Below are 19,695 nucleotides of genomic sequence, written 5' to 3'. Positions count from 1 at the left end.
CGGTCGCGGGCTCCCTCCCACCGGGGTCCGCCGACCGGCCCCACGTCACCCGGCCCCACGTCACCCGGCGCTGACCACGACCGTCTTGGCGGCCTTGTCGTGCAGGCCCTGCTTGTAGGGCTTGTCGAAGAAGCTCCAGCCACCCGCGATCACGGTCCACACGCAGGCACAGCAGAACGCGAAGGGCACCCACAGCACGAGGGCGCGGATCAGCGACGTCTGCACGGAGGGCGTCGAGCCGTTGGACAGGTCGGCCACCCGCAGTTTCAGCCACTTCTTGCCGAGGGTCTGCCCGGAGCGGGACGTCATGAAGGTGTCGTAGCCGATGTAGAGGACCGCGGCGATCAGGGACTGGGTGAAGGACTTGCCCACGTTGACCTCGGCGCCGGCCATGGTGTACTCGCTCACGCCGAACGGCCAGGTGAGCAGCCAGACGACGAGACCCACCAGGATCATGTCGATGATGCGGGCGAGGGTACGTCTGCCGCTGTCGGCGAGCGGCGGCATCCCGGCGAGGGGGTCGCCGGGGCCGGGACCGTACGGGCTGCCACCGCCGCCACCGTAGGGGCCGCCGCCCCCGTATGGGCCGCCGCCGTAGGGGTCGCCGCCGCCACCGCCGTAGGGGCTTCCCCCTCCGCTGTAGGGGTCACCGCCCCCGCTCCCGTACGGGCCGCCGCCGTAGGGGCCGTCGCCCTGCTGCGGCGGGGGCCGGCTGCCGGGTGGCGGGTGCTTCTTGAACGGGTCGTCGTCCGGCGGCTGCTGACCGGAGCCGGGGGGCGGTTCGGTGCTCATGGCCCGAGTCGACCGCGAACCCCCCGGCCGCGCATCCGGCGAGCCGCCGTCCGGAGTACCGGCGCCGCGGCCACCGGCGCGGCCGGTCCGCAAGGGTGGTCCCCGTGTGGTTCCCCGCGTGACTCCCCTTGTGCTTCCCCGGGGCTCCGGCCTGGTCAGCCCGCCACGAACGTGTGCGCGGCCTTGTCGTGCCAGCACTGCCGCCACGGCTTGTCGAACAGGCACCACAGGATGCCCACCACACCGACGACGAGCACTCCGGGAACGCTGTAGACCAGCCAGCGGCGCAGGGCCGCCCCGAACCCGGGCAGGTCGTGCCCCTCGATGTCCCGCACCTCGAGACCCAGCAGCCTCTTCCCCAGGGTGCGGCCCCACTTGGCGGTGGGCAGCACCTCGTAGAGGATGCCGCCGAGGAGCAGGACGGCGAGGACGACACCCAGGTAGACCGATGTGGTGCCGTCGAGCAGCCACACCGTGACGGTCTCGCCGGACAGCCTGGCCGCGTCGATCTTCTCGTCGATGTGGTCCGCCGCCGCGATGCCCAGCGGTACGGCGGCCAGGGCGGTGACGCCGCCGAGGACCACGGTGTCCAGCAGCCGCGCGACCAGCCGCTTGCCGAGCGCCGCGGGGCGGGCCGAGGCCTGACGCCTGGCGGCGGCCTGGAAGACGTCCTCGACCGGCGGCTTCCACGGCGCGACCGGCGGCTCCTCCCCGTCCCCGAGCCGGTGCACCTGCTGCGCCCAGGACGACTGACCGCCGCCGTGACCGCTCGTCAAGGGTCCGGGGACGGAGGCGGGGGTCGTGGTGGGGGCGGGGGTCGTGGTGGGGGCGGGCCCGGTCGCGGGTACCGGTGCCGGTGCGGTGGCCTGTGACGGGACGGCCGGGGCCGGGGAGGCCTGCTGCGGCCCGGACGCCGGTGCCGCGGCCGGGCTCCCGCTGCCCGCCTGTCCGGAGGCGGTACCCGCGGCACGGGCGGCGGCGGCCTTCCCCGCACCGAAACCGGGCCGCCCGAGGGAGGCGGCGCCGGAGCCCTGCCGCGGGCCGACGGCACGGAAGGTCATGGTCCCCTCGTCCGCGGGCGCACCGTCGGAAGGCGCGGCGGTGGCGGAGGCCGCGCCGGAACCGCTGTCCGCGCTCTGCGACGTGGCCGTCGGCGGACGGAACACGAACGTGTTGCCCGCGGGCGCCGCGCCGGCATCCGCACCGCCCGTGCCCGCGGACTCGCCGCCCGCCGGGCCGGACGCGTGCGCCGTTCCCGGGTCCGCGCCCCAGGAGATCCGGCGGTCCTGGTCCCCGCCGAAGCCGGACTGGCGGGAGCGGTCGGCGCCCCACGCCGAGGCGGGCTCGGGCCGGCTGCCGTGCTGCGAGTCGGCCGACGAGGGGGACGGGGAGAAGGGAGAGGACGGAGACGGGGAGAGCGAAGCCGACGGGGACGGGGACGGGGAAGCCGAAAGGGAAGAAGACGCTGCTGGTGGTGACGGCGGCGGTTGGTCGACCGGGTCATCGTCGAAGAAGTGCGGGCCGGTCTCCTCGACGGTGGGCACCGCCGGGGCGAAACCGGGGGGCGCGGCACCGGCGGACACCGACGGTGCGAGCGGTGCACCGCTGCCCTCCGGGGCCGGACGGCTGGTGCCCGGTACCCAGGAGGCACCGTTCCAGTACCGGACGTATCCGGGAATGGACGGGTCCGGGTAGAAGCCTTCACGCGGCGTGTCGTCGCCGGGGGCCGGGGTTGGGGCGCTCATGTCCGTCGTCCCGTATCTGCTCGCGGGTGGGTCGGGGGGAACCACATTTATCAGACGGGCGCGGGCATCAGGGCCCGTCCGGCCGGACCCACCCCTTTCGGGCACCGATGTGCTACCACGAAAGACCTTTCGCGCACCCGCGTAATGCTCCCGGCCCTCCCCCTCTCCACCTGTGACGGCCCCTCGCGGGCATGCGTACGAGAGTTCACGAGAGAGAGGACCCGCGCCATGAACATCGTGGTGGAGCACGAAGTGGAACTGCGGCTCATCCTGTCCCCGGAGCGGGACGTCCCGGTGCCAACCCTGTTCGGCTACCGCACCGACGATCCCTACGCCGTGCACCTCACCTTCCACCTCGGCTCCGGGCAGCCGGTGCACTGGACGTTCGCCCGCGAACTGCTGATCGAGGGCGTGTTCCGGCCCTGCGGGCACGGCGACGTGCGGGTGTGGCCGTCGAAGGCGCAGGGGCGCGGTGTCGTCCTGGTGGCGCTGAGCTCGCCCGAGGGGGACGGCCTGCTGGAGGCACCGGCGGCGCAGGTGTCGTCGTGGCTGGAGCGGACGCTGCGGGTGGTGCCGCCGGGCAGAGAGAGCGAGCAGCTCGGTCTCGACGACGAACTGGCCGCGCTGCTCGCCCCGTGACGGCGCGGAGTACGGGGGACGTGGCGGGCCACCGGGCCAGCGGGCCACCGGGCCACCGGGCCAGCGGGCCACCGGGCCACCGGGCCACCGGGCCACCGGGCCACCGGGCCACCGGGCCACCGGGCCAGCGGGCCACCGGGCCACCGGGCCACCGGGCCACCGGGCCACCGGGCCACCGGGCCACCGGGTCAGCGGGTCAGCGGGTCAGCGGGTCAGCGGGTCAGCGGGTCAGCGGGTCAGCGGGTCAGCGGGTCAGCGGGTCAGCGGGTCAGCGGGTCAGCGGGTCAGCGGGTCAGCGGGTCAGCGGGTCAGAAGAGCTTGCCCGGGTTCAGGAGGTTCAGCGGGTCGAAGGCCTGTTTGACGGCCCGCTGCATCTCCATGCCCACCGGGCCGATCTCGCGGGCCAGCCATTCCTTCTTCAGGAAGCCGACACCGTGTTCGCCGGTGATGGTGCCTCCGAGTTCCAGGCCGAGTGCCATGATCTCGTCGAAGGACTCACGGGCGCGGCGCGACTCGTCGGGGTCCCGGGCGTCGAAGCAGACGGTCGGGTGGGTGTTGCCGTCCCCCGCGTGGGCGACGACGCCGATGGTGAGCCGGTACTTCTCGGAGATCCGCTCGACGCCGTCGACGAGTTCGCCGAGCCGGGAGCGGGGCACGCACACGTCGTCGATCATCGTGGTGCCCTTGACCGCCTCCAGGGCGACCAGGGACAGGCGCCGGGCGTGGAGCAGCAGTTCGGACTCGGCGGTGTCCTCGGCCGGTACGACCCGGGTGGCGCCGGCCGCTTCGCACAGCGCGCCGAGGGCGGCGAGGTCGGCGGCGGGGTCGGCGGTGTCGAACGCGGCGAGCAGCAGGGCCTCGGTGCTCTCCGGCAGTCCCATCCGGGCCATGTCGTTGACGGCCTTGACCGTCGTACGGTCCATGAGCTCGAGGAGTGAGGGGACGTGTCCGCCGGCCATGATGCGGCACACGGCGTCGCAGGCGGCGGCGCCGGAGGCGAACTCGGCGGCCAGCACCAGCTGCTCGGGCGGTCGGGGCCGCAGGGCGAGGGTCGCGCGCACGACGACGCCGAGGGAGCCCTCGGAGCCGACGAACAGACGGGTCAGGTCGTATCCGGCGACGCCCTTGGCGGTGCGGCGGCCGGTGGACATCAGGCGGCCGTCGGCGAGGACCACGTCGAGGCCGAGCACGTACTCGGCGGTGACGCCGTACTTCACGCAGCACAGCCCGCCGGAGGCGGTGCCGATGTTGCCCCCGATGGTGCACGTCTCCCAGCTGGAGGGGTCGGGCGGGTAGCAGAGGCCGTGTTCGCCGACGGCGCGGGAGAGAGTGGCGTTGACGACGCCGGGTTCGACGACGGCGACCCGGTCGACGGGGTTGATCTCCAGGATGGCGTCCATCCTGGTCAGGGAGAGCACGATGCATCCGTCGGTCGCGTTGGCGGCGCCGGACAGGCCGGTGCGGGCGCCCTGCGGGACCACGGGGACGCGCAGGGCGGTGGCGGTGCGCAGGACGTGCTGCACCTGTTCGACCGTGCGGGGCAGGACGACCACCGCCGGGGTGCCGGCCGGGCAGAAGCTCGCCATGTCGTTGGCGTAGGAGGCCGTGACGCCGGGGTCGGTGAGGACCGCCTCGGGGGGCAGGCCGTCGAGCAGCCGGTCGACGAGAGGGCCGGCCGCCACCGCGTCTTCATCGCGTCGCGCTTCGATACGGCTCACGATCACAGCGTGACAGCCGGGGCCATCGGTGTGAACCCCACGTACGTCACCCGGACGTACGGCATGGTGGGCCGGGGTGTGGTTCGTCGTACCGGCGGATGGTGTGACGCACAGTGGGCGCCATGGACGACAAGCCACAGAGGGCCGGGGGCGGAAGACCGCGGGAGAGCGGGGGCGGGGACGGGACCCGCGGGCGGGTGGGGCACGGGCGCCGGGTGCGGTTCGGTTCGGCGGCCGCCGGGTGTGCCGTGCTCGGCGGGGTGCTGGTGCTGCTGCCGTGGGGGCAGCGGGCGGAGGGGCCGCCCGGGCCGGCCCCCGGGGTGCGGGCGCAGGCGGCGGTGGCCGGCGGGGTGCCTGCGTCGCTGCCCGATCTGGAGGTGCTGGTCGAGGAGCGGGAACGGCTGTTGAAGGAGCGTCCGAAGGACGCGCGGTCCTGGGCGCTGCTCGGGGCGGCCCGGGTGGAGCAGGGCCGGCGGCTGGCGGACCCCGCGCGGTACTCGCGGGCCGAGCGTGCGCTGCGCACCTCGCTGAAGGTGAGGCCGCGGGGCAACGCCGAGGCGCTGCGCGGGCTGGCGGTGCTGGCGAACGCGCGCGGTGACCATCCCACCGCTCTCGAATGGGGCGAGCGGGCGCTGAAGCTGGAGCCGAAGCGGTGGACGACGTATCCCCCGCTGATCGAGGCGTACGCCGGGCTCGGCGACGGCGAGGCGGCGGGCAGGATGCTGGACCGGCTGAAGGAGTTGCGGTCGGGTCCGGTCGTGATGGCGCGGGCGGCGGCCGTGTACCGGGACAAGGGCTGGCGGGAGGATGCGGCGGCCCAGCTCGCCGACGCCGTCGCGGCGGCGGGGGAACCGGCCGAGCGGGCCTCGTACCTGGAGCGGGCCGGGCAGCTGGCCTGGGAGCGCGGCGACCGGGAGGACGCGCTGCGGTACTTCCGGGAGGCGGTGCGGGTCGATCCGGACCAGCGGGCGGCGCAGGCGGGACAGGGCAGGGCGCTGGCCGCGCTCGGCCGGAACGCGGAGGCACTGAGCGCCTACCGGGAGGCGCTGGCCCGGCAGCCGCTGCCGGAGTACGCGCTGGAACTGGGCGAGCTGTACGAGTCCCTGGGGCTGCGGCAGGCCGCCCGGGCCCCCTACGACCAGCTGCGCTCACAGGTGCGGAAGGCCGCCGCGCACGGGGCGGACGGGAACCTGGTCCTCGGCCGGTTCGAGGCGGACCACGGGGACCCCCGGGCCGCGGTGCGGCTGCTGCGGACGGAGTGGGAGCGGCAGCCGTCGACGGCGGTGGCCGACGCGCTGGGCTGGGCGCTGCACCGGTCGGGGCGGTCCGAGGAGGCGCTGGAGTTCGCGGTGCGGGCCACGGAGGGGACGCGCGGCGGCGGGGTGCGCAGCGCACTGCACGCCTTCCACCGGGGCATGATCGAGCGCGAGCTGGAGCGGTACGGGGCCGCGCGGCGGCATCTGCGGGAGGCCCTGAGCATCAACCCGTACTTCTCCCCGCTCCGGGTGCCCGAGGCGCGCGCGGCACTGGAACGGCTGGGCGAGCCACCGGTCGGGGACGGGCCGCCGGACTGGTCGTGAGGAGGACCGGCGAGAACCGGCGGGGGCCGGACACGGAGTGGTGCTCGCCGGTGCCCTGCCCCCGCCCCCCGTTACCGGTCACCCGGTCACCCGGTCACCCGGTCACCCGGTCACAGGTTGCCGCGGCGTTCCTGCTCCCGCTCGATGGCCTCGAAGAGGGCCTTGAAGTTGCCCTTGCCGAAGCCCATGGAGCCGTGCCGCTCGATGATCTCGAAGAACACGGTCGGCCGGTCCTGGACCGGCTTGGTGAAGATCTGCAGCAGGTAGCCGTCCTCGTCCCGGTCGGCGAGGATCTTCAACTCGCGCAGGGTGTCGAGCGGCACCCGGGTGTCGCCGGCCCACTCGCCGAGGGTGTCGTAGTACGAGTCCGGGGTGTCCAGGAACCGCACACCGGCCGCACGCATCTGGCGGACCGTGTGCACGATGTCGTTGGTGTTGAGCGCGATGTGCTGGACGCCGGCGCCGCCGTAGAACTCCAGGTACTCGTCGATCTGGGACTTCTTCCTGGCGACGGCGGGCTCGTTGATCGGGAACTTGACCTTGAGCGTGCCGTCGGCGACCACCTTCGACATGAGCGCGCTGTACTCGGTGGCGATGTCGTCGCCCACGAACTCCTTCATGTTCGTGAAGCCCATGACCTTGTTGTAGAATGCGACCCACTCGTTCATCCGGCCGAGTTCGACGTTGCCGACGCAGTGGTCGACGGCCTGGAAGGAGCGCCGGGCGGGCGGTTCGACGATCGGCTCGGCGGCGACGAAGCCGGGCTGGTAGGGGCCGTCGTAGCCGGTGCGCTCGACGAGGGTGTGCCGGGTGCTGCCGTAGGTGGCGATCGCGGCGAGGACGACGGTGCCGTGCTCGTCCTTCAGCTCGTACGGCTCGGCGAGCGGGCGGGCGCCGTGCTCGACGGCGTAGGCGAACGCGGCGCGCGCGTCCGGGACCTCGATGGCGAGGTCGACGACGCCGTCGCCGTGCGCGGCCACGTGGTCGGCGAGGAAGGTGCCCCACTCGGTGGACGGTTTGATCACCGAGGTGAACACGAAGCGGGCGGAGCCGCTCTCCAGGACGTAGCTCGCGGTCTCGCGGCTGCCGTTCTCCGGTCCGGAGTAGGCGACCAGCGTCATGCCGAAGGCGGTGGAGTAGTAGTGCGCCGCCTGTTTGGCGTTGCCCACGGCGAAGACGACCGCGTCCATTCCCTTGACCGGGAAGGGATCGGCCTGCCGGGTGGTCGTGTCGGGAGTGTGGTGTGTGGTCTGCGTCATAGGTGCAGGGTGGGACAGCTCTGCAAGGTGCGCAATAGTTCGCGTCTTCACTGGGCATTCTGTCCAGTGGGATGCCGGGATCGGCGGACTGTCCGTACAGGATGACCAGGCGACCGGGCGAGCCGGCGACCAGGAGGGGAGGCCGGCGTGGCGATCGATCGGCTGGACGGCCGGATCATCCTGCTCCTCGCGCGGGAGCCGCGGATCGGGGTGCTGGAGATGTCCCGGCGGCTCGGGGTGGCGCGGGGGACGGCGCAGGCGCGGCTGGACCGGCTTCAGTCGAACGGAGTCATCCGCGGATTCGGTCCCCAGGTGGATCCGGCGGCCCTCGGCTACCCGGTCACGGCGTTCGCGACACTGGAGATCCGGCAGGGCCAAGGGGCCGATGTCCGGGCGCACTTGGCGACCGTGCCGGAGGTCCTGGAACTGCACACCACGACCGGCAGCGGGGACATGCTGTGCCGGCTCGTGGCCCGCTCCAACGCCGATCTCCAGCGGGTGATCGACCGTGTCGTCGGTTTTGATGGCATCGTCCGGGCCGCCACGGCGATCGTGATGGAGAACCCCGTTCCGCTGCGGATCATCCCGCTGGTGGAGCAGGCCGCCCTCCTCGAACCGCCGGGCGGGGACCCGGACGGACCGGACTGACCGGACGGGCATGGCCGAGCTGGGGTGAGGGGACGTGAACTTCTGGGAGTACCTGGGCAACCGCCACCAGCAGCTGCTCGTCGACACGTACCAGCACGCGAGCGTGGTCTTCCAGTGCATGGTGGCGGCGACCGTGATCGGGGTGCTGATCGGGGTGGCGACGTACCGCAGCGACTGGGCGGGCAACCTGGCCACGACCGCCACCTCGACCCTGCTGACCATCCCGTCGCTGGCGATGATCGGTCTGCTGATCCCGGTCGTGGGGCTCGGGGTGGCGCCGACGGTGATCGCGCTGACGCTGTACGGGCTGCTGCCGATCGTGCGGAACGCGATCGTCGGGCTGCGCGGGGTCGACCCCGCGCTGGTGGACGCGGCCACCGGCATCGGCATGTCCCGCACGGCCCGGCTGGCGCGGGTGGAGCTGCCGCTGGCCTGGCCGCCGATCCTCACCGGCATCCGGGTCTCCACGCAGATGCTGATGGGCATCGCCGCCATCGCCGCGTACGCCTCCGGTCCCGGCCTGGGCAACCTGATCTTCCGCGGGATCGCCTCGCTGGGCAGCAGCAACGCGCTCAACCAGGTGCTCGCGGGCACTCTCCTGATCATCGTCCTCGCGCTGCTGTTCGACGCCGGGTACGTCCTGATCGGGCGGCTGACCGTCTCCAGGGGGATCCGTGCCTGAGCCACCGGCTCCGAGGGCGCCCGGCACACCCGGGGCACCCGGGACGCCCGGCACGCCCGGGGCACCCGGCGGCGGGGCCGGCGAACCCACCGGAACCACCGGAACCACCGAAACCACCGGCGCGACCATCGAGCTGGAGGCCCTCACCAAGCGGTATCCGGGCAGCCCGCAGCCGGCCGTCGACAACGTCACCCTGGAGATCCGGGCGGGCGAGACCGTCATCCTCGTCGGCCCGTCCGGCTGCGGGAAGTCGACCACGCTGAAGATGATCAACCGGCTGATCGAGCCGAGCGGCGGCCGCATCCGCATCGGCGGCGAGGACGTCACCGACATGGACCCGGTGAGACTGCGCCGCAAGGTCGGGTACGCGATCCAGTCCAGCGGGCTGTTCCCGCACATGACGGTGGCCCAGAACATCGCGCTGGTGCCGAGGATGCTGCGCTGGCCGGCTGCCCGGGTACGGGCCCGGGTGGAGGAGATGCTGGACCTGGTCGGCCTGGACCCGGGCGAGTTCCACGGCCGCTATCCGCGCCGCCTCTCGGGCGGGCAGCAGCAGCGGGTGGGCGTGGCGCGGGCGCTGGCGGCGGATCCGCCGGTGCTGCTGATGGACGAGCCGTTCGGGGCGGTGGACCCCATCACCCGCGACCACCTCCAGGACGAGCTGATCCGGCTGCAGCACGACCTGCACAAGACGATCGTCTTCGTCACCCACGACTTCGACGAGGCGATCAAGCTGGGCGACCGGATCGCGGTGCTGCGGGAGCGCTCGCACATCGCCCAGTTCGACACCCCGGAGGCGATCCTCACCAACCCGGCGGACGACTTCGTGTCCGGCTTCGTCGGCGCCGGGGCCGCGCTGAAGCGGCTGAACCTCACCCGCGTGGGGGACGTGGAGATCACCGACTATCCGACGGTGACCGTCGACGACCCGCTCCAGGAGATCTTCAACCTGCTCCGCTCCAGCGGCTCCAACGAGATCCTGCTGCTCGACCGGCGCCGCCGCCCCTACAAGTGGCTCCGGCGCGGCGACCTGATGCGGGCCAAGGGCTCGCTGGCCCGCGCGGGCACCCTGGTGCACGACACGGTGACCCGGGACGCGACCCTGCGGGACGCGCTGGAGGCGGTGCTGACCGACAGCTCCGGCCGGGTGGCGGTCACCGGTGGGCGCGGCGCGTACGAGGGCGTCGTCGACGTGGAGACGCTGATGAACTCCGTCCACGAACTGCTGGAGGCCGACCGGCTGGAGGCGATGGAGGCCCAGCACGAACTGGAGGGGCAGCGGGCCGTGAGGACGCACGCCGAGCAGGAGAGCGCGGGCGGGGAGGCGGACGCGTGAGCGCCTCTTCGCGGCAGCCGCCCGGCGGACGCCGTCCCCCGGGCGGGCACGAGGCCGCGGGACTCTCCTTCCGGGACGGGAGCGGGAACCAGGACGCGGACGACGAGGGCCGGGGCGGGGACGACGAGGGCCGGGGCGGGGACGACGGCGGGCCCGGAGACGGGACGACGGGACGTCCGGCCGGGTCCGCGGCGGCGGACGCCTCCCGGGTGACGTGGCAGAAGCTGACGGCCCTGCCCGTGGTGCTGGTCGTCGTCCTGTGCGCGACCTGGCTGTGGTTCACGCAGGCCGACCTGGACGCGCTGTCCCAGAACGCGCTCTCCGGCGGGCGGGTGACCAGGGCGCTCCGGCAGCACATCGAGCTGACCGTGATCTCGACGTTCTTCGTGCTGGTCATCGCGATCCCGCTGGGCGTCCTGCTGACCCGGCCGGCACTGCGCAGGGCGGCCCCGGCCGTGATGGCGTTCGCCAACACGGGCCAGGCGACGCCCGCGATCGGTCTGCTCGCGCTGCTGGTGATCTGGCTGGGCATCGGCCGCCGGGCCGCCCTCATCGGCATCATCGCCTACGCCGTGCTGCCGGTGCTCTCCAACACCATCGCGGGTCTGCGGGCCAACGACCCGACGCTGCTGGAGGCGGCGCGCGGCATCGGCATGTCCCCGCTGGGCGTGCTGACCCGTGTGGAACTGCCCCTGGCCGTCCCGCTGATCCTCGCCGGGGTGCGTACGGCCCTCGTCCTGAACGTCGGCACCGCCACCCTGGCGACCTTCGGCGGGGGCGGCGGTCTGGGCGCCCTGATCACCACCGGGATCACCAGCCAGCGGATGCCGGTGCTGATGCTGGGCTCGGTCCTCACCGTCGCACTGGCCCTGCTGGTGGACTGGCTGGCCTCGCTGGCCGAACTGCTGCTGCGGCCGCGGGGGCTGGAGGCCGGCGGATGAGGCGGCGCGGGTGTCCGCTGCTCACCGGTGTGCTGCTGGCCGGTGTGCTGCTGGCGGGGGTCTCCTCCTGCGGGCTGACCAGCGGCTCCCCCATGGTCGACGACGTGGAGCCGGGCTCGATCGGGCGGGGGAGACCGCTCGAGGGCGCGACCCTCACCGTCACGTCGAAGGAGTTCACCGAGCAGCTGATCCTGGGCGCGATCATGGGCATCGCCTTCCAGGCGGCCGGCGCCGAGGTCGTCGACCGCACCGGCATCCAGGGCTCGGTCGGCTCCCGGGAGGCGGTCGTGAACGGGGACGCGGACGCCGGGTACGAGTACACCGGCACAGCGTGGATCACCTACCAGGGCAACAGCAGGCCCCTCCCCGACCCGCGCGAGCAGTGGGAGGCGGTGCGCGAGGCCGACCGGGGGAACGGGGTGACCTGGCTGGAGCCGTCGGAGCTGAACAACACCTACGCCCTGGCCGTGAACCAGGCCGGCTTCAGGAAGTACGGCACGCGGACGCTGTCGGACGTGGCCGCGCTGACGAAGTCCGATCCGGCGGCGGTGACCCTGTGCGTGGAGGGCGAGTTCGCCAACCGGGCGGACGGGCTGCCGGGCATGGAGAAGGCGTACGGCATGAACATCGCCGCGGGCAACGTCACCCAGATGGACACCGGGATCATCTACACCCAGACGGCCGAGGGCACCTGTACGTACGGCGAGGTCTTCACCACCGACGGACGGATCAAGTCCATGAACCTGGAGGTGATGGAGGACGACAGGACGTTCTTCCCTCACTACAACGCGGCGCCGACGGTCAACACCGACACCCTGGAGGAGTGGCCGGCGATCCCCGAGGTCCTCGACCCGGTCACGGCGGAGCTGGACAACGAGGTGGCGCGGACCCTGAACGCCAGGGTGGACGTGGACGGCGAGGACCCCCACCAGGTGGCGCTGGACTGGATGGTGGACGAGGGGTTCGTCGAGGAGGGGTAGGCACGGCCGGGCAGGTGGGCCGCGTCAGCAGCTCGGGACCCCGCCCGCGTCCTCCTCCAGGGCGACGAGGGCGTCGACGGTGGTCTCGAGGGTGGTGACCGGGATCAGGCGCAGGCCGTCGGGGAGTTCGGCCTGCGCGTCGGCGCACTCGGCCTCGGGCACCAGGAAGACGGTGGCGCCGTCCCGCCGGGCGGCCTGCGTCTTCAGCGGCACGCCGCCCACGGCGCCGACCCTGCCCCCGGCGTCGATCGTGCCCGTACCGGCGATGGTCCGGCCGCCGGTGAGGTCGCCGCCGTTCAGCTTGTCGACGATGCCGAGGGAGAAGAGCAGACCGGCGCTGGGGCCGCCGACGTCGGCGAGCTCCAGGTCGACCTCGACGTCCTTGCCGTCCAGGTCCAGGTAGTCCAGCGCGGCCAGGGTCGCCTCGTCCTGGGACCTGCGCATCTGGTCCTCGTTGTACCGCTCGATCTCCTCGAGGTCGTTCCCGCTGGGGTAGACCGAGTCGCGGGGCATGACGGCCCGGTCGGTGCCGAACCAGGCGTCGAGGACGTCCGGGAGGCTCACCCGGGTGTCGGGGGAGGTCGCCTCGATCGTCGTCATCCGCAGCTGGCCGGTGGTCTCGCGGGTCGGCGCGCCGGAGATGGTGATGACCGGCGTGCCCCGGTCCTCGCCGAGCACGTCGGCCGTCAGCCCCGGCTGTGCCACCGAGAACGGCAGCGGCGCGAACACCGCCGTGGCCAGCAGGGCGACGACGGGAACGGCGCAGACGGCGAGGGCCCGGGGGCGCGTGAGGCGAGAGAGCACGGGATCAATCTAACGTGGCGCCCCGTGCCTGCCCCGGCCGCCCGCCCCGGGTCCTCGTCCCGGGCCCCCGCACCGGGGCCTCGTCCCGGGCCCCCGCACCGGTGTCAGCGCAGTGCGTCCGCGACCTCGCGGGCCGCGTCCATGACCCGCGGGCCGACCCGTTCGGGGACCACGTCGGCCAGCATCACCACACCGACGCTGCCCTCGACGCCGGTGACCCCGAGCAGCGGCGCCGCCGCTCCGCAGGCGCCGGCCTCCAGTTCGCCGTGGGTGAGGGTGTATCCGGGGTCGTGGGGCCGTTGCAGGCGGGCCGAGATGATCGCCTTGCCGGCGGCGCCCCGCTCCAGCGGATGCCGGAACCCGGCCCGGTAGGCCACGTGGTAGTCCGTCCACGACGGTTCCACCACGGCGACGGCCAGCGCTTCGGCCCCGTCCACCAGGGTCAGGTGCGCGGTCGCGCCGATGTCCTCCGCCAGCGACCGCAGGGCCGGCATCGCGGCCTCGCGTACGAGCGGATGCACCTGGCGGCCCAGCCGCAGCACGCCGAGCCCGACCCGGGCCCGTCCGCCGAGGTCACGGCGGATCAGCGCGTGCTGTTCCAGTGTGGCGAGCAACCGGTACACAACGGTCCGGTTCACGCCCAGTTTGTGGGATAGCTCGGTGACGGTCAGACCGTGGTCCGTGTCGGCCAGCAGCTTGAGGACCCGCAGTCCCCGGTCGAGCGTCTGGGAGGTCTCCGCGGTCACGACGCCCACTCCTTCGTGGTCAGGTCGGCGGCCCTCTCACGGCGTATGCGTCACCGAGTCCCGTCGGTGACGCGCTCCAGAGGCCGCCGATCGGCCGGCGGCCCGGCTGTGTCCCGGGCGCAGTCGCTTCACGGCTGCGCTCCGCGGCGGCGCTGCCACGGGGCGTGTGCGTAGCGGGACAGTAGCGAGCCGGTTCGGTCAGCGGAAGGCTCCGTCCAGAATCCGGGCACCGGCGATCGCAAAGTGGCACCTTTCGTCCCGCTATGCGCGGAGGGTGGAGGGAGTTCACCGCATGCGGGTCGCCCACTCCTGCACCTTGGCGATCCGCTGGCGCAGCTGTCCCGGCGTGGCCTCGGCGGCGGGCGGTCCGCCGCAGACGCGGCGCAGCTCGGTGTGGATGACGCCGTGCGGTTTGCCGCTCTGGTGGACGTAGGCGCCGACCATGTTGTTGAGCTGGCGGCGCAGTTCCATCATCTCCTTGTGGGAGACCACGGGGCGCCGCTCGGCGGGCAGTTCGATCAGGTCGGCCTCGGTGTCCGGCTTCTTGCGGCTGTGCGCGATCTGCCGGGCCTGCCGCTTCTGCAGCAGCAGTTCCACCTGGTCGGGTTCGAGGAGCCCGGGGATGCCCAGGTAGTCCTGCTCCTCCTCGCTGCCGGGGTGGGCCTGCATGCCGAAGTCGGCGCCGTTGTAGGTGACCCGGTCGAAGACGGCGTCGGACTCCAGCGCCTCGAAGGGCAGCATCTCCTCGCCGGTGTCCTCGTCCTGCTCCCGGTTCGCCTCGTCCATCTCCTTCTCGGACTCGGCGTACGGGTCCTCCTCGCCCTCCTTCTTCGGCTTGTCCAGGACGTGGTCGCGCTCGCGCTCCATCTCGTTCGCGAAGCCCAGCAGGTCCGGGACGGTCGGCAGGAACACGGAGGCGGTCTCGCCGCGCCGCCGCGACCGGACGAAACGGCCGACCGCCTGGGCGAAGAACAGCGGGGTGGAGATGGTGGTCGCGTACACGCCCACGGCGAGGCGCGGTACGTCGACGCCCTCGGACACCATGCGGACGGCGACCATCCACCGGTCGTCGCTGCCGCTGAAGTCGTCGATCCGCTTCGAGGCGCCGGTGTCGTCGGACAGGACGACGGTGGCCTTGCTGCCGGTGATCTCGCGGATCAGCTTGGCGTAGGAGCGGGCGGAGTCCTGGTCGGCGGCGATGACGAGGGCACCGGCGTCCGGGACGGACTTCCTGACCTCGGTCAGCCGCTGGTCGGCGGCGCGCAGCACGGACGGCATCCAGTCGCCGCGCGGGTCGAGGGCGGTGCGCCAGGCCTGGCTGATCGCGTCCTTGGTCATGGGTTCGCCGAGGCGGGCCGCGACCTCGTCGCCGGCCTTGGTGCGCCAGCGCATGTTGCCGCTGTAGGAGAGGAAGATGACGGGACGCACGACGCCGTCGGCGAGCGCGGAACCGTACCCGTAGGTGTAGTCGGCGGCCGACCGGCGGATGCCGTCGTCGCCCTCCTCGTACGCCACGAACGGGATGGGGTTGGTGTCGGACCGGAACGGCGTACCGGTGAGCGCGAGCCTGCGGGTGGCCGGCTCGAACGCCTCCAGGCAGGCCTCGCCCCAGGACTTGCTGTCACCGGCGTGGTGGATCTCGTCGAGGATGACGAGGGTCTTGCGCTGCTCGGCGCGGTTGCGGTGCAGCATGGGGCGCACGCCGACACCGGCGTAGGTGACGGCGACGCCGTCGTAGTCCTTGCCGACCGGGCCGGCGCTGTACTCGGGGTCCAGCTTGATCCCGATCCGCGCGGCGGCCTCGGCCCACTGCTTCTTGAGGTGCTCGGTGGGCGCGACGACGGTCACCTGCTGCACGACGTGGTGGTGCAGCAGCCAGGAGGCCAGCGTCAGCGCGAAGGTCGTCTTGCCGGCGCCGGGGGTGGCGACCGCCAGGAAGTCGCGGGGCTGCGTCTGTAGGTACCTCTCCATCGCCCCCTGCTGCCAGGCGCGCAGCTTCCCGGCGGTGCCCCAGGGGGCACGGCCGGGGAAGGCCGGGGACAGGTGGTGCGAGGCAGAAGCGGCGGTGGTAGTCACGGTCTCCGCTGGGGGACGGGGGCGGGTTCGGGCAGCTCGGCCGCACCGGGCACCCGGCCGCACGAGGCAGCCGGCCACACCCGGCAGTCGGCGTACGGCAACCGGGCCACCCTATCCGCGCCCCGGTCCGGACAACGCCCGGACCGGGCTGGGGCACTCGGGGGTGGGACCGACGTCACAGCCTCCGCAACCGCTCCGCGACGCTTCCCACGTCCGTCTCCACCCCTGAGGCCACCTCGATGACCAGCGCATACGCCGTGTCCTGATCGACGGCGGCGAGATCGACGCCGTTGAGGGCGAGGAAGGTCACGGCGGCCAGCCAGGCGGTGCGCTTGTTCCCGTCGACGAGGGGGTGGTTGGTGGCGATGGCGTGGAGGAGGGCGGCTGCCTGTTCGTACAGGCCCGGGTAAGCGGCCGTACCGAACATCCGGGCGCGGGGGCGGTGCACGGCCGAGGCCAGCAGTCCGGGCTCCCGTGTCTCGGGCGGACGGCCGCCGAAGGCGACCTCCGCGAGGACGGTGACCTCGTCGACGGTGAGGTGCCTCGCCGCTCCCCGCGGAGCGGCCGACTTCCGGTGCGTGGTCACTCGCCCAGCCTCCGCAGCAGGTCGGCGTGCTCGCGCGCGAGGCGCTCGCCGACGGCGCGCACCGTCAGGCGCTCGTCACGCAGGTACCCGCACACGGCCTCCTCGACCACGGCTTCGGGCGTGCGGCCCTGCGCGTCGGCGAGATCCTGGAGTGCGTGCAGGCGTGCGGGGTCGAGCTGAAGGAAGAAATCGGACATGGCCGCAGACTACTGTTCGTGATCATCCCGATGCGACCGGTTTACGGCTCTCGCTCCCGCAGCCGCGTCGTCACCCACACCCCCGCCAGTGCCACCGCCGCCATCGGCAGGAACACCGCGGCGAAGGCGGCCGGGTGGGAGCCGGAGGCCCGGGCGGCGCCGTGGGTGACCGTGCCGCCGCCGAGGGCGGCGAAGGCGGCGCCGCCGACGGCCAGCAGGAGGACGCTGGAGAGGCCGTCGGACATCTGGAGGGCGGCCGAGTTGGTGCCCGCCTCCTCGGGGGCGGAGAGCTGGAGCAGGAGCACGCTGGTGGAGGAGATCACCAGGCCCATCCCGAGGCAGCCGAACGCCCAGGCGACGGCCAGGGCCCAGGCGGGGACCGCCTCGATCAGCACGCTCGGGGCCGCCGCGATGGCGCCGGCCACCAGGGCCATCCCCAGGGTCGTCAGCCGCTCCCGGTGGGGCTGGAGGCGGGGCCGGGACTGGAGCCAGGAGCCCAGCGCCCAGGTGACGCCGCCCGCCGCCAGGGAGAACCCGGCGAGGGTGGGGCTGAGGCCGCGCTGGGTGACCAGCATCAGCGGGACGAAGGACTCGGCGGCGATGAAGGAGCCCGCGGCGACGCCGCGCAGCAGCACCACCGAGGGCAGGCCGCGCGCCGCGCGGTAGGTGCCGCGCGGGAGCAGGCCCAGCACCGCGGGCACCAGCAGGGCGACACCCGCCGCACCGGGCAGCAGGGAGAGCCAGCGCAGGTCCTGGGCGGCGTACTGGAGCAGCCCGGCGCCGAAGGAGATCGCGAGGGCGAGGCGGATGCGGCGGCCGCCGGAGGAGGCCGGTGCGTCGGTGCCGTCACCCGTCGGGCCGGACGCCAGGCGGCGTATCTGCGGGAGGGCGAGGGCGAGGGGGAGCACGACGAGGACCGGGATGCCGAGGAACACCCACCGCCAGCCGAGGTGTTCGGTCACCGCTCCGGAGGCGAGGGGGCCCACGATCGAGGGCACCACCCAGCTCGCCGCGAACGCGGCCATGATCGCCGGACGCAGCCGCTGCGGATAGGCCCGGCTCACGACGACGTACAGCGCGACGATCACCATGCCGCCGCCGAGGCCCTGCACGGCCCGGCCCAGGACGAACGGCCACATCGCGCCCGCCGTCCCGCCCAGCAGGAGTCCGGCGGCGAAGGCGGCGATGCCCGTGGTCAGCGGTGCGAGCGGTCCGCTCCGGTCCGACCACTGGCCGGCGAGGACCATCGCGAACAGGCTGGTGGTGAAGTACGCCGAGAACGCGAACGCGTACAGCGACACCCCGTCCAGGTCGCGCGCCGCGACCGGCATGGCCGTGCCCACCGCCGTCGCCTCGAAGGCGATCAGCAGCACCACGGAGACGATGCCGATGCTCAGCGCCCGGTAGGGGCCGCTCAGCACGCCCTCGCCGCCCTCACCGCCGGGGACGGCGGCGAGGGCGGGTGGGGTGGCGGGTCCGGGCGGGACGGTGGGTCCGGGCGGGACGTCGGGGGTCTTGGCGGCAGTGGTGTCGCGCGGGTTCGGGGCGGCCATGGGCGTCAGAGTAAGGGCCACAGATCACTTTGACGCCTGTCGGGGGTCGGACCGGCACCAGGACCTTGGTCCTACTCCCGGCCGCCTGTCCCGGTCCCCGGCACGGGCGGGGTGTTCCCGGAGCGCGCCCTCAGAGCACCCCGCCCGCCTCGTCCTGGAACAGCTCCGTCCAGTAGTGCCAGTCGGCGTCGGTCGTGGTGCCCGTCGGGTCGACGGCGGACAGGACCTGGATCATCGTCATGGCCAGCTGGTCGTAGGCCTCGCTGGTCAGCGCGTGGCCCGACTCCTCGTCGATGGCGTGCTCGCGGTGCAGCAGCCAGAGGGTGAAGGCGAGGGTCGAGACGTCCGTGTTCAACGGGTACAGGGCCGAGTCCGGCTCGCTCCAGTCCAGGACCGCGCCAGTGGCGCCGTCGACGACCAGGCTGTGGCCCTCGATCAGACGGCCGAGGCGGATCAGCCGGTCGGCATGGGCGGGCAGGCGGTCGGCCCGGAACGCGCCGGGGGCGTCGTCGCCGTCCTCGTCGTAGTACTCGGCGAGGGTCCGCAGCGGCAGGTCGGTGTCCAGCCGGAACAGGAAGCCGTCCTCGGGCAGGCCCGTCTCGCACAGGAAGCGGCGGGTCGGCTCGTGCGTCAGCGTCGCGGGGAAGTCGACCTCCTCGAAGCGGACCACGCCCCGTCGGCCGAACTCCCGGTCGAGCAGGCGGACCGGAAGGTCGAGGGCGAGCCCCGAGGCCGTGCCCGGACCGGCCACCAGGGCCAGCGGGCGGATCAGCGCGGCCATCCGCCACAGCGGCGCCGGCGCGCCGTCCGCGCCCTCCTCGAACACCGCGAGCAGCTGCCGCGAGGCCCGGGCCACCGCCTCGGTGCCCCAGCGGCCCGCGTAGGCGGCGAACTGGCCCCGCAGTCCCGCCAGTTCGTCCGTCGCCGCGGCGAACCGCACCAGGGTCGGCAGCGACGGGGCGAGCGGGCGACGGTCCATCAGGTCGGGGCGGTCGTGGAAGAAGTACGTCGTCGAGACCTCGCCGGTGGCACCGTCCAGCAGGACCGACTCCGTCTCCAGACCTGCGGGACCGAGCAGGTGGCCGACGACCAGCTGGTCCCGCAGCTCCGCGGAGAGTCGCTCGCCCGGGTCACCGGTCGAGTCGGCGACCGTGCGCGGGCCGCCGTCGGCGCACAGCTGCGTGAAGCTGAACAGGCCGCTGTCGCAGGGCAGTCCGGGGCCGGTCAGCCAGCGGCGCGTGGACGCGTGCGTGATGAACGGGTCGAGGTCGTCCTCGGTCAGGACGATCGCTCCCGCAGTGGCCGTGGCGTGCATGGCGTGCATGGCATCCGCGGCCACGGTGTCGGTCGTGCTCATGGCTCCCCCGTGCATACGTGCGCTCAGTCCCGTGTCCCGTGCTTCACCGCTTCGGA

Annotated in this window: 18 protein-coding genes; 7 read left to right on the top strand and 11 right to left on the bottom strand. The window is 73.4% G+C overall.

Features of this window, described 5'->3' with window-relative positions:
* Positions 1-60 precede the first annotated feature (60 nt).
* A complete protein-coding gene (locus tag ORI94_RS16875; protein ID WP_266076127.1) occupies positions 61-792 on the bottom strand; it encodes an RDD family protein in 732 nt (243 codons plus the stop codon).
* A 155-nt stretch (positions 793-947) separates the two neighbouring features.
* Positions 948-2,537 (bottom strand): RDD family protein, encoded by a 1,590-nt coding sequence (locus ORI94_RS16870; protein WP_266076125.1) that lies wholly within the window; start codon positions 2,535-2,537, stop codon positions 948-950.
* A gap of 228 nt (positions 2,538-2,765) precedes the next feature.
* On the opposite strand from ORI94_RS16870, the gene ORI94_RS16865 reads away from it, so the two are divergent.
* Positions 2,766-3,176, top strand: a complete 411-nt coding sequence (locus tag ORI94_RS16865) for an SsgA family sporulation/cell division regulator (protein ID WP_266076123.1) — start codon at positions 2,766-2,768, stop codon at positions 3,174-3,176.
* Positions 3,177-3,484: 308 nt separating this feature from the next.
* Here the strand turns inward: ORI94_RS16865 and ORI94_RS16860 are convergent, their stop codons facing one another.
* A complete protein-coding gene (locus ORI94_RS16860; RefSeq protein WP_266076121.1) occupies positions 3,485-4,900 on the bottom strand; it encodes an FAD-binding oxidoreductase in 1,416 nt (471 codons plus the stop codon).
* A 116-nt stretch (positions 4,901-5,016) separates the two neighbouring features.
* Between ORI94_RS16860 and ORI94_RS16855 the strand changes: the two genes are divergently transcribed.
* Entirely contained in the window at positions 5,017-6,474 is a 1,458-nt protein-coding gene (locus tag ORI94_RS16855) for a tetratricopeptide repeat protein (protein ID WP_266076118.1), read from the top strand.
* 110 nt (positions 6,475-6,584) lie between these two features.
* Here ORI94_RS16855 and hppD read toward each other — a convergent pair whose 3' ends face one another.
* Positions 6,585-7,733 carry a 4-hydroxyphenylpyruvate dioxygenase gene (gene hppD / locus ORI94_RS16850; RefSeq protein WP_266076117.1) on the bottom strand — a complete coding sequence of 383 codons (1,149 nt, stop codon included), beginning with the start codon at positions 7,731-7,733 and terminating at the stop codon, positions 6,585-6,587.
* Between the two features lie 147 nt (positions 7,734-7,880).
* Here hppD and ORI94_RS16845 point away from each other — a divergent pair, with 147 nt between their 5' ends.
* The 5 genes from ORI94_RS16845 (at position 7,881) to ORI94_RS16825 (ending at position 12,320) form a co-directional block, all read left to right on the top strand.
* Positions 7,881-8,381, top strand: coding sequence for an Lrp/AsnC family transcriptional regulator (locus ORI94_RS16845; RefSeq protein ID WP_055572607.1), 501 nt, complete (start codon positions 7,881-7,883; stop codon positions 8,379-8,381).
* Between the two features lie 34 nt (positions 8,382-8,415).
* Positions 8,416-9,063, top strand: a complete 648-nt coding sequence (locus ORI94_RS16840) for an ABC transporter permease (RefSeq protein ID WP_266076112.1) — start codon at positions 8,416-8,418, stop codon at positions 9,061-9,063.
* Between the two features lie 127 nt (positions 9,064-9,190).
* A complete protein-coding gene (locus tag ORI94_RS16835; RefSeq protein ID WP_266076488.1) occupies positions 9,191-10,399 on the top strand; it encodes an ABC transporter ATP-binding protein in 1,209 nt (402 codons plus the stop codon).
* Positions 10,396-11,340 carry an ABC transporter permease gene (locus tag ORI94_RS16830; RefSeq protein WP_266076110.1) on the top strand — a complete coding sequence of 315 codons (945 nt, stop codon included), beginning with the start codon at positions 10,396-10,398 and terminating at the stop codon, positions 11,338-11,340. The genes ORI94_RS16835 and ORI94_RS16830 overlap by 4 nt, the downstream gene beginning before the upstream one ends.
* Complete coding sequence (locus ORI94_RS16825) at positions 11,337-12,320, top strand: glycine betaine ABC transporter substrate-binding protein (protein ID WP_266076108.1); 984 nt, start codon at positions 11,337-11,339, stop codon at positions 12,318-12,320. The genes ORI94_RS16830 and ORI94_RS16825 overlap by 4 nt, the downstream gene beginning before the upstream one ends.
* A gap of 24 nt (positions 12,321-12,344) precedes the next feature.
* Here ORI94_RS16825 and ORI94_RS16820 read toward each other — a convergent pair whose 3' ends face one another.
* The 7 genes from ORI94_RS16820 to ORI94_RS16790 form a co-directional block, all read right to left on the bottom strand.
* A complete protein-coding gene (locus ORI94_RS16820; protein WP_266076106.1) occupies positions 12,345-13,124 on the bottom strand; it encodes a S16 family serine protease in 780 nt (259 codons plus the stop codon).
* A gap of 104 nt (positions 13,125-13,228) precedes the next feature.
* Positions 13,229-13,870, bottom strand: a complete 642-nt coding sequence (locus ORI94_RS16815; RefSeq protein WP_266076105.1) for an IclR family transcriptional regulator — start codon at positions 13,868-13,870, stop codon at positions 13,229-13,231.
* Between the two features lie 285 nt (positions 13,871-14,155).
* Entirely contained in the window at positions 14,156-15,946 is a 1,791-nt protein-coding gene (locus tag ORI94_RS16810; RefSeq protein WP_266076102.1) for a DEAD/DEAH box helicase, read from the bottom strand.
* 175 nt (positions 15,947-16,121) lie between these two features.
* A complete protein-coding gene (locus tag ORI94_RS16805) occupies positions 16,122-16,532 on the bottom strand; it encodes a type II toxin-antitoxin system death-on-curing family toxin (RefSeq protein ID WP_266076100.1) in 411 nt (136 codons plus the stop codon).
* A complete protein-coding gene (locus ORI94_RS16800) occupies positions 16,529-16,729 on the bottom strand; it encodes a hypothetical protein (RefSeq protein ID WP_266076098.1) in 201 nt (66 codons plus the stop codon). The genes ORI94_RS16805 and ORI94_RS16800 overlap by 4 nt, the downstream gene beginning before the upstream one ends.
* Positions 16,730-16,770: 41 nt before the next feature.
* Entirely contained in the window at positions 16,771-18,282 is a 1,512-nt protein-coding gene (locus tag ORI94_RS16795; RefSeq protein ID WP_266076096.1) for an MFS transporter, read from the bottom strand.
* Between the two features lie 130 nt (positions 18,283-18,412).
* Positions 18,413-19,639 (bottom strand): SUKH-4 family immunity protein, encoded by a 1,227-nt coding sequence (locus ORI94_RS16790; protein WP_416237833.1) that lies wholly within the window; start codon positions 19,637-19,639, stop codon positions 18,413-18,415.
* Positions 19,640-19,695 lie beyond the last annotated feature (56 nt).

Origin of the sequence: Streptomyces sp. NEAU-W12, assembly GCF_026242095.1 — a bacterium.
GTDB lineage: Bacteria > Actinomycetota > Actinomycetes > Streptomycetales > Streptomycetaceae > Streptomyces.
This window is presented reverse-complemented; position numbering and strand designations above follow the sequence as displayed.